Genomic DNA, 9,711 nt, shown 5'->3' with positions numbered 1-9,711 from the left:
GATACCACAAACGTTCACTCTCAGAAGCAGCGATGTATCGAGTTAAACAGTTGCTAGGAGGGAAACTGAACTTAAGAAATTACAATGCTCAGGTGGGTGAAACTTACGCGATGATAAAAGCGTTGAATAAGCTTACTGGGTTAGGTATGCCTGAAACTTGTCGTATTGACTAAGGAATACGCGAAACGGGGTGGCTCTATCTCTAAATTTAATTACGCAACAAAGCCATCGCCAAAAAGTCACTCAACCCAACGAGTACCGAAAGCAGCTCGATAGTAAAGCTCGAGGAGTCTTTAATGATAAAAATGAACGTGATGGTGCAACGCGTATTCAAAAAGAACTCGAAGAAAATGGTAACCAACATGGTGTATAAACCACTGCTGCGAGGATGAAGCGCCAGAGCTTAGTCGCGAAGCCGACACGTAAATTTAAATGTACGACAGACAGCAAGCATAGGCTTCCTGTTGCACCGAATCAAAAATGGGTTCTATCTAGCGACAAACGAAGGTTGGAGTATTTAGCTGTTGTCATCGACTTGTACTCACGGCAAGTTGTGGGTTGGTCAATCAACACTAGAATGACCGCGACTCTAGTCTGTGATGCACTATCAGTGTCATTGTTCCGTAGAGGCATGCCCGAAGGGGGATTATCCATAGTGATAGAGGTAGCCAATATTGTTCAAAAGACTACAGAGATTAATCTCAGCCCATAATCTAAAACAAAGTATGAATCGGAAGGAAAGTTGCTGGGATATGCCTGTATTGAAAGCTTTTCCTCCTCAATGAAAGTACAAGCCGTTCAATATGAGTCGGTAATGCGCGAGAAGAGATACGCCTGGCACTTTTTGAATATATCGAGGTTGATTATAATCAAACAAGAAGGCACGGTGCTCTTGGGTATCTAAGCCCAGTTAACTTTGAAAAACAATATGTCGCTTAATGCGGAGTCCAGTCTAACTGAAGCAGATCAGTTGACTACCAGCGCTTCAAAAACACATTAAGGTAGCAGGCCAAAAAGCCAACATTGAGAAAAACATCTCGTGGCACTCATTCGCTACAGGCGCCAATAACGCGTTGTTAGCCCACTATCTAGAATATTCGTAAAATAACGATAAATGAAATTCGGATTCCGAATTCTGAAATGACTTCATAATCACGAAACAGGGCACTATCACCTGCTCTTAGGGCTGAGGCCTCTAGTCACTCCAGAACTCAATAACAATTTGTGTTTGTGTTTTCTCTACAGCAATGGCTGCGTATCACCTCTTATTGTTACGCCACCATTACCTATTTACAACTTTCATGGCGCTCACAACGCCCTAACACGCACAATAACAGGATGCCTAACAAACACATTATTAAACAGCGGGTTGCAGGTTTCCTACTCTCTACTTCGAGTTTTCGAAAAGAGATATTTCACAATTTTCATCAATAACAGTGTTCGAAAAAGAACATATGTCTCAAAAACATACACACCATCAATACGATCAAGGTTGCATTGCAAACTGCTCTTATAAAAAAGCAGGAATAAAGAATGATTACTAAGGGTAGAGATTCAAAAATCGACAACAGTCTTCAAAAGAAAGCTGGCGCAAAAGTAAAGCAAGATGTCGCGTTTTACTTACGCAGAGAGTTTGGTGATGCAAATGACGTTTTCATTATTGAGTTAAAATCGATTCGTGGGGAGGTTAAGGTCAACAATCAACTCGAATGGAGTCGAACCGTAAGAGGAAAGTGGACAGGAATGCCCTCGCCTATCGAGCAAGCTAAGTTGCAAACCAAACTATTGAAAGCACTTTTAAATGACAACGCTAAGTCGTTACTAGACCGGATTGCATTTTTACAAGGGTACTTTGGTGGTCGCTGTTGGGATCAACTCTGTGCCGCGTCCAATGACGCTCTAATCGATCGAACTTCTATCCCTAAAGATATATCGAAGAAGCTCATTAAAGCCTAATCTATTGGTAGCTGCGTTAAGAATCTCACCAAAAAGCACCGCGTAGCTTCAATACTAAATCCGAATCCTACGTTTAATCGTGATGAACTGTACCGCCTAGTTCACTTTCTAAACGAGCAACATGTGCCTACGTCTTCTCCGGCTCCCAAAGTACATATCGCAGAATTGAGCGAAACTGAGAAGGTAGACTTGGTTCCAGCTCAAGAAACAATTGAAGAAACCAAAGTTCCACAAATAAGGCATGGTTTTAATTGTAAGAAGTGTCAAAGCCCGCAGACCGAGCCGAGGTATGGAAAGTATGGGTATTACGTCTACTGCCCACAATGTAAGGTGAATACTGCAATGCGTATTAGTTGCCATTCTTGCCAATCTAATTCAGCTAAAGTCAGTAAGAAAAAGAACACGTACTCAATTGCATGCTCTTGTGGTGAAGGAACTCAAGTCGTATTTCCATAACCCAATTATTCGGATTCCGAATTCCTCCAAAACTAAACAACTGACAAACATCACTTCTGGCCACCTTTAGGCATAACCTAAACAGGTGGTACTTGGTGCCAAACAATGTCACTTGTGCCTGTATAGGTTTTTGTCGTTTTAGCGTTCGCATGTGCTATTCGCTCGGTAGCACTCTGCCCTTGCTGTTCAATCATTCGAGCAGCCAGCCCTCGAATTTCATGACAGGTCGGCCTTAGCGATTTCTTTTAGCGAAGGAACATGAAGCCTTCAGAAAGGGAGGAGCGCAAGCTTAAATAAAGCATGCTCATTGCATGATATATCTCGACAGGCTGAGGTTGCTCCTGTCAAAGGAATTGTACTCTCAAGCAAGAGTCCTTGCCTAGGCTTAACGTGTTAAAAAACGCTTGTTGAGGAATCGATATATACGCATAACGAATTGAGGCCGCATCTCAGCCTAGGTATGAATACGCTAAACAAAGTGCATGAAAAAAGCCAGCAACTAACGTTACTGGCTTACTAAAAGTCGTCAACGTATTTTAGGACGAAACAAACATGTCGAGTCAACAGGTTTATGTATTACAACTCAATACCCCAACTAATTAAACAACATGATGATATCGTAATTCGATTAAACTCGAAAAACCTCCGGAATCACAGTGCTGCTATACGGTACTGGTACTCCATAAGCATTTGCAAGCGATGATAGTACCTTACCAATAGGGCCAACATCACGCACAATCTTACCTCCTGGTAGCGTTTTCAATCGTGTGTTTTTACCCCCGATTAGCATACACGGAAGATCATTCGAACTATGATTCTGCCCATCATCCATTTCCGAGGTCACATAAATTACACAGTCATCGTATAAGTTCATCGCTTTAAGGTTCTGAATTAGCTTGACGACTTTGCTTACATACCATTGCCTATGAGAGATATAGGTTGCCTTCAAGGAAGCTGACCCATAGTGTGATGCACTGTGAGGTGCAATATCGCTAACCGTTGTTACAACGGCTGAATCATTTGAAGTTCCTAACTGAAGTGAGACAATTCGTGTCTTTGCACATGACAACGCTAGCGCAGCGTTAGCCACCTGTAAGTCTGCCGTTTTATCTCTACCATAGCTGTCGCTACCATATAAAGCAGTTGAACACTCCCCAGTACTCGCTAAAGCATTTTCTAGCTCGTTCTTCACATCAGACACTGATTTCTCGTAAGTGTCGAGTTTATTGTACCCAAGACCATTAAGGTTATCTTTCAGTATAGCGACATCATCTAGATATTTACCCATTAAGTCTAATTTACGTTGTTCTATTGGACTACCACCATTGCCACTGGCTTGTGAACCAAATAGCTCTTCAAATATTGCATCAGGATTATCGTTATGCACTAGAGCATCCCCCGTCTTAGATCGACTCGTAACAAACCCACCGTGGCCCCAATAATTAGTATCAACACCAATACGGACTGCTCTTTTAGGCATACCTGAAGAATATAAAGCTTCAAAATGGGTATCTATCGATCCCTGGCCCGATTTCTCCTGCCACACTCCATTATAGCCACCATGCCCTGAGCCCCCCTCACTTCGACACCCTGTGAAGAAGATGATGTCATCTTTATACTCCTCAAGGCCTACAGTGCATTCGTTCATCACTAGATTTCCTGATTCACCGCTAGGGTGCCAAGTGCCCCTTGGGTATCCATCAGAAAAATTAATGAAAATAAACTTTGTTTCACTCGCACTACCGGCGGCGAAGCTGGTCATCGGTAAAACACTTAAACCTGTACCAACACCGGCTGCAACCGACGCTTTTAGGAATCCCCTACGCGATAAGTTCGTCGCTATTGTCATGTTGTTACTCCTCTCGCTCTAATACTACTTTCGACGTTAATAAGTCACTCATAAGCGATTTAAATTGTTCGAAGGACGCGTACTCTGGATAAAGTGGAGAGAATCTGCTCGACGCTTCACCCAAGGTATAAGACAGATAATTTTTAACAAAAGTCTTACGTGCTTGATCACTATTCGCTATGTAGAGAGCGATATCATTGAGATCTTCGAACGAAGAATCCGTATCATCTATATCTACCAATACGCCGCTCGTTTCTAGCAAAACGTTTTCAAATGTTTCACCATTCAGCGCCATGTAATCTTCATACGCTCGGTAGCGCCCTGTTTTATCTAAAACATCGTAGGCAAAACCAATGTCATTCATTTTTTGGTGACATACCCAACAATCAGTACTAGGTCCCGTTGCTTTAGTCCAAAAGTCTTTAGTCGACACGTCATCTTCAATTCCTTCCGGGGCTTTACCTGAAGGTAGGGATTGCTCCCAGCCTAGCAAAGAATGCTGAACCATTTTTCCGCGAGGAATTAACCTTGTTTGTCCCTCAGTGCTGTAGGCAACAGCGATGGCACCTAAACTCAGTAACCCTTTACCTCGCATTGCAGGAATTGGTACTTCACTTAAATGCGAGCCGACGTTCTCCCCAAAGCCATAGTGGTCCGCTAACTTTTGGTTAACATATGTCTTATCATGAGAAAAAAGATCAGAGAATCGACCTAAGTTTTCGTTAAAAACCGTTTCCTTGATATATCGTTTAAATTCATCAACCATTGCTTGACCAATTTCTTTAGACATACCCTCACGCTCAACAACAACACGCGCTTCGTCAAACTCTAATGTTTGCATTATAAAAATGGCAAACTGCTCATAAGCTTCAGGACTTGCTAGCAATCGATCAATTTGCTCTTCCAACACTGTGCGTTGTAGTAGTGTTCCTTCATTTACCTGACCCCATAATTCAGTATCCGGAATGGAGCCAACTAAGGTATAAGAAATCAATGTCGCTAATTCGTGAGCGCTCAACGTATAGCGGCCCTCCTCGCTAAGTGTTCCAGCCTCTCTACGGTAAATAAAATGCGGTGAAATCAGGAGCTTAGCTAGCTGCTTCTCTATCTCTTGAGCAGGATATAGAAGCAGATCTTCTTGAGTTACAGGGCGTCGAAGCATCCTCTCTAAAGTATCCATGTACCAATTAGTTAAACAGTTCGAATCCCCCTCTACATACTTTTCAATGAGCTTCCACGGTTTACCATTACCATAGTGTTCTGAAGGTGGATTACCTTTGGTCCAGTACATCGCTTGATAGACGTTTGACTCATGAACGACAAATTCATCTAATTTTCCGCCGGCTTCCCCGAGATATGTGACATTCGGATCCCAGTTAGGAACGCTCCCTACTCCTTGCTTACACTGACTCACTGCATAAATGTCGACATTTTCCTCTACATAAACTGCGGCATTGAGGTATGCATTCATCTTATCACTAGTCAGGTAACCCGTTTTTCCTGAGTTACCATACAAGGAGCCGTCTGCATCTTTGTCGTCTAGCGGTAACCTATCCGGATCAACCTCAACATTAAATAGGTCGCTGACCGTATTCACATACTCAACTCTGGACAGCAGTCGTAGATGACGACTACCAAAGACCTCGGTATTGTTTGGTTCAGGTAGTTCGTCGACCCATAGTTCATCCTCTAGGTATCGACCTAAAGTCTCTTGACACGCCCAATCACATGACAAGCCATATGTATCTACCATCTCAGCGAGCTTATCGCTAATTGCGTTGGGGTTAGTCTCGTAAGCACCTAAAATAGCGTTACTAGGACCGTTGCTGAAATCAGGCGCAAAGTGTCCGGTATGACATGAACCACAGCTGCTATCTAGCATCGCGTTGAAGTAGTCTTCATCATTTGCATATTCCGTATAGGTCCATGAAAGGTCTTCTCCCTCATCGGACAAATTAACTTGTTTACGTTGAGGGTTAGGGATAGCAGACTCAGTGAAAGGAAAGTCAACTTGGTAAGTTCCAACTTCCACTTGTGTTGTTGTTTCTTTGCCCCAATCAGAGTCTATATATACAACTTCGGGTTCACCATCGACGTTTCGATCAATGAGCTCTAACAAAACCGAACTAGCAGCATTGCTTGGTTTGTCTGGCGCTACTACCGTTATTAGACCCGTTGACAGGCCAGCATTATCACCACCATAAGACCAGTCCACTTGTGCAATCGAGTCCGTTTCAGATAAAGAAAACTTAGTGATTGTTTGAGTAGGCTCGATACCATTGTGAGCCGAGATAGTTAAAGTGTAATCGCCGTAATCGAGTCCATTTATTACATAGTCGGATTTAGTCAACGACATATATAAGCGTCTTGAGTTACCCGAGCTGTCAGTTAAAGCTGCTTCAACCATTGTCTGAGGGCTTTCGAGCTCACCTTGTGATGGCAATAAAGTGACCTGGCCTGATTCTTCTGGTTCATAATTGAGACGATACACTGTATTTCCGGCATCGTCCGAAACCAGCAGGCTGTTATCTGGCATCACCAAAAATTCAACAGGTTTCCCGGTTATACCACTAGGTTGCTTCCAACCTGTAACAAGGGCTCTATCAAACAAAGGTTTCCCCGTCGCATCTAATGTCAACATACGAACTTCATAACCCGCCCTTTCACCATCACCGGGACCATGTGTTGCGTATACGAACGAGTGCTCTCCACTTTCTAACTGTACTCCGTCTGGTTGCCAAAACGTCAGTCCAAGTGGTGCTGTTCCCGCTTCAAGCTCGAACTCTGGGGCTTGATAGTCCAAAGGGTCAATTTCGCTAAGTGGGACATCAGAATAGATAGCATCTGGTGGTAAATAGTCGTAGCCACCAGTATTGACAACAGTATCGTTATCTTGCTCTGGTGTAATCGAGATTGTGTCAATACCAGAAACGTAAGGGAAACCGAAATGAGGCATCTCACCGCTTGCAAGCTGAGCTGCTGAAATCTTGTTAATTTCACCTGGGAAATAGGTCGTGTGTCCACTCGTATTCTGTGGGTTGTTATCAGTAAACCATAAATCTCCAGTCTTGGGATCCCAGTCGAAACCGACAGTGTTACGGATTCCGTCCGCTATTTGGATCGCATTAAAATCACCCGTATCAATTTTTAAAATAGAACCATATCTCGGCTCTTCATCTATCACACAAATATTACAAGGCGATCCAACTGCAACGTAAAGGTGATCATCATTAGGGTTAAACTTAAGTGTATGCTTTTGGTGCCAGTACAACCCCGTAGTATCTAACGGAAAGTTTTCGTCAGCTGCTGGTAAAGTGAAAACTTGTTCGGGTATCAATGACTTGCCCAACTGTGATGTGACATTTTCGACGCGAAAGATAGAGGTAGATGTTGAAAAGTATAGGTCACCTTTATGGTATGCAACGCCATGCGGCTCAATCAAGTTATCAGCAACAATAATTGGCTCACCCACATCACCATTCTGGTAGTCGTATGGTATTGCATATATCTTATTACCACGAACTCCTTGCTCATTTGAAATTGCAGACGAACCAACAAAAAGATAGCCATCCCCCCACGTCATCTGACGTGCTTGAAAAATCCCGTCAGTGACCTTAGAGATCTCGACTCCATCTATTATTGACAGATTCGACAAGTCAACACTTGGTTTAACTGAGAAGGAAAGCTCAAACGGTTGTGTATCAGTAACAGTGACCACTGTTGGTAATGCGATTGGCTGATAGGCTTGATCGAACTCAACCCATACTTGATAGTCTCCTAGAGTCAGGTCATCTACAAGTGCGTCTTCGCTCACAGAAAAATGGTATTGATTACGCTTACCAGATTGCAGTGACGTCAAAACGAGCTTATAAGTCGCCGACAAAGGTAAGCCACTATCACCGCCGTTGATATCAACAGTAAGTGCTCCTGGTTGCTTCTGTTCTACGGCTAAACCAGTCACTTTAACCGTATCACTTGAAGAAACTTGACCATCGCTTACCGTAAGTTCAAAAGTAAATTCAGCGTCATCATCCAATGTGTCCAAACTAAACGCAGCTTTGGAGGACGTAGGGTTTTCAAGCATAACATCATGGCCTGATACCTGTTCCCATTTATAAGTCAAGTTATCGTTGTCAATATCTGCCGAGGCGGAACCATCAAGAATGACTCTGCTTGGAGATTGAACCACTTGATCAATCCCCGCTTCTGCAACGGGTTCGCTATTGGTTTGTTCAGCTGCCAAACCATTGATCACAACGTTATCAGTAGAGGACTCCTTGCCATCATGGACTGTTAACGTAAACTCATACTTTGTGTCACCGTCTCGTTCGAGTAGCTCAAACGACGCTTGAGAAGTATCTGAGTTTTCAATTGCCACCGTCGGTCCAGATGTCTGAGTCCAAGTAAAGCTCAAACTATCGTTGTCGATATCCGAAGAGCCGGAGCCATCGAGTATGACTTTATTCGGCGATTGTACTTCTTGATCAACCCCAGCGTACGCAACTGGAGCATTATTTACACTACCAGAGCTACACTCGTCTGAATCCAGTAAGGGTAGCCAAGGGTCTCCTCCCCAACCTTGTTGTTTAGAGGAAGTCGGTCCATGCGGGTTTGGTTCATTATAAGATCCAGCCCACCACTTAGACTCAAACAACGTTTCTTTGTGGCACACATTTTCACCAATTGAGTAACTTTTTGGTTCCCATGGTGGTGCTGCAAGTGCCGCGGATGCATACATGCCTGTGACTAAGACACATATCGAGGTAATTCGCTTCATTTAGTTTCTCACTACTTGTGGTACAATTAAACTGTTAAATATAACTAATCGTTCAAATACAATATGTTTTTTTTGATTTTCATATAACGGTCAAAGATATTTAGTAATTACAAATTATACTTGAAAATATTTTCATTAAACCGAATTGAACTATTGACTGATATAATCTAGCTGAAAAACACTATATTTATAAGAGAAGGCGTTCTCACTAATAACAAACTCTCCATAGATAAGTTTTTACGCCACTCATTTTGATAATGCCCAATAACTTCCTTATAATAAATGGAACAGCAATGCCTTCTAGCGGCAAAGTGTACTTTCGGGGGTTGTAAAAAATATCTTTATTTTTTGCAAATAATTTTCACTTGCGTGCGACTATTAACATACTCTACATATTGGTAACCATATATCCCTATTTTTCAACTGCTTTAATTTATAAACGTTTTAGTTGTATCTTTTTTAAATGGCATAATCCTACCCATTAAAGCCACCGCTCGTTACTGTTAGTATTATCAACTAAAGAAACCTGGGACAGGGCATTAAATAAATTTTAAATTTAAAAGCGCCCATCAAGTGACTTATAATATTGTTGTTAATAATATTAGAGTTCGAAATATACTTAATTATTAGTTTGAACAAGCATATTTAGCTCAAAGTCTCCTACATAATTACG

2 protein-coding genes and 4 pseudogenes are annotated in these 9,711 nt (G+C 42.4%); 3 read left to right on the top strand and 3 right to left on the bottom strand.

Translation table 11 applies throughout. The features are described 5' to 3' along the window. The 3 pseudogenes from ATB74_RS14595 to ATB74_RS14585 form a co-directional block, all read left to right on the top strand. Positions 1 to 173, top strand: a pseudogene (locus tag ATB74_RS14595) (IS5/IS1182 family transposase); the annotation flags it as partial. Between the two features lie 56 nt (positions 174 to 229). Further along, positions 230 to 939: pseudogene (locus ATB74_RS24430) on the top strand (IS3 family transposase); the annotation flags it as partial. A gap of 594 nt (positions 940 to 1,533) precedes the next feature. Further along, a pseudogene (locus ATB74_RS14585) lies at positions 1,534 to 2,412 on the top strand (nuclease-related domain-containing protein). Positions 2,413 to 2,489: 77 nt separating this feature from the next. Here ATB74_RS14585 and ATB74_RS24510 read toward each other — a convergent pair. From ATB74_RS24510 to ATB74_RS14575, 3 genes and pseudogenes are all read right to left on the bottom strand, one after another. Further along, positions 2,490 to 2,657 (bottom strand): annotated as a pseudogene (locus ATB74_RS24510) (integrase); the annotation flags it as partial. 383 nt (positions 2,658 to 3,040) lie between these two features. After that, positions 3,041 to 4,261, bottom strand: a complete 1,221-nt coding sequence (locus ATB74_RS14580) for a DUF1552 domain-containing protein (protein WP_061019000.1) — start codon at positions 4,259 to 4,261, stop codon at positions 3,041 to 3,043. Between the two features lie 4 nt (positions 4,262 to 4,265). Beyond that, the gene (locus tag ATB74_RS14575; RefSeq protein WP_061018999.1) at positions 4,266 to 9,038 is read right to left on the bottom strand and encodes a PKD domain-containing protein; all 4,773 of its coding nucleotides are present in this window, start codon (positions 9,036 to 9,038) and stop codon (positions 4,266 to 4,268) included. Positions 9,039 to 9,711 lie beyond the last annotated feature (673 nt).

The sequence above is a fragment of the Vibrio splendidus genome (assembly GCF_001557875.1).
GTDB classification, from domain to species: domain Bacteria; phylum Pseudomonadota; class Gammaproteobacteria; order Enterobacterales; family Vibrionaceae; genus Vibrio; species Vibrio splendidus_F.
This window is presented reverse-complemented; position numbering and strand designations above follow the sequence as displayed.

Coding starts and splice junctions, on each gene's coding strand:
- ATB74_RS14580 (WP_061019000.1), bottom strand. CDS start 4,261: ATGACAATAGCGACGAACTTATCGCGTAGGGGATTCCTAAAAGCGTCG.
- ATB74_RS14575 (WP_061018999.1), bottom strand. CDS start 9,038: ATGAAGCGAATTACCTCGATATGTGTCTTAGTCACAGGCATGTATGCA.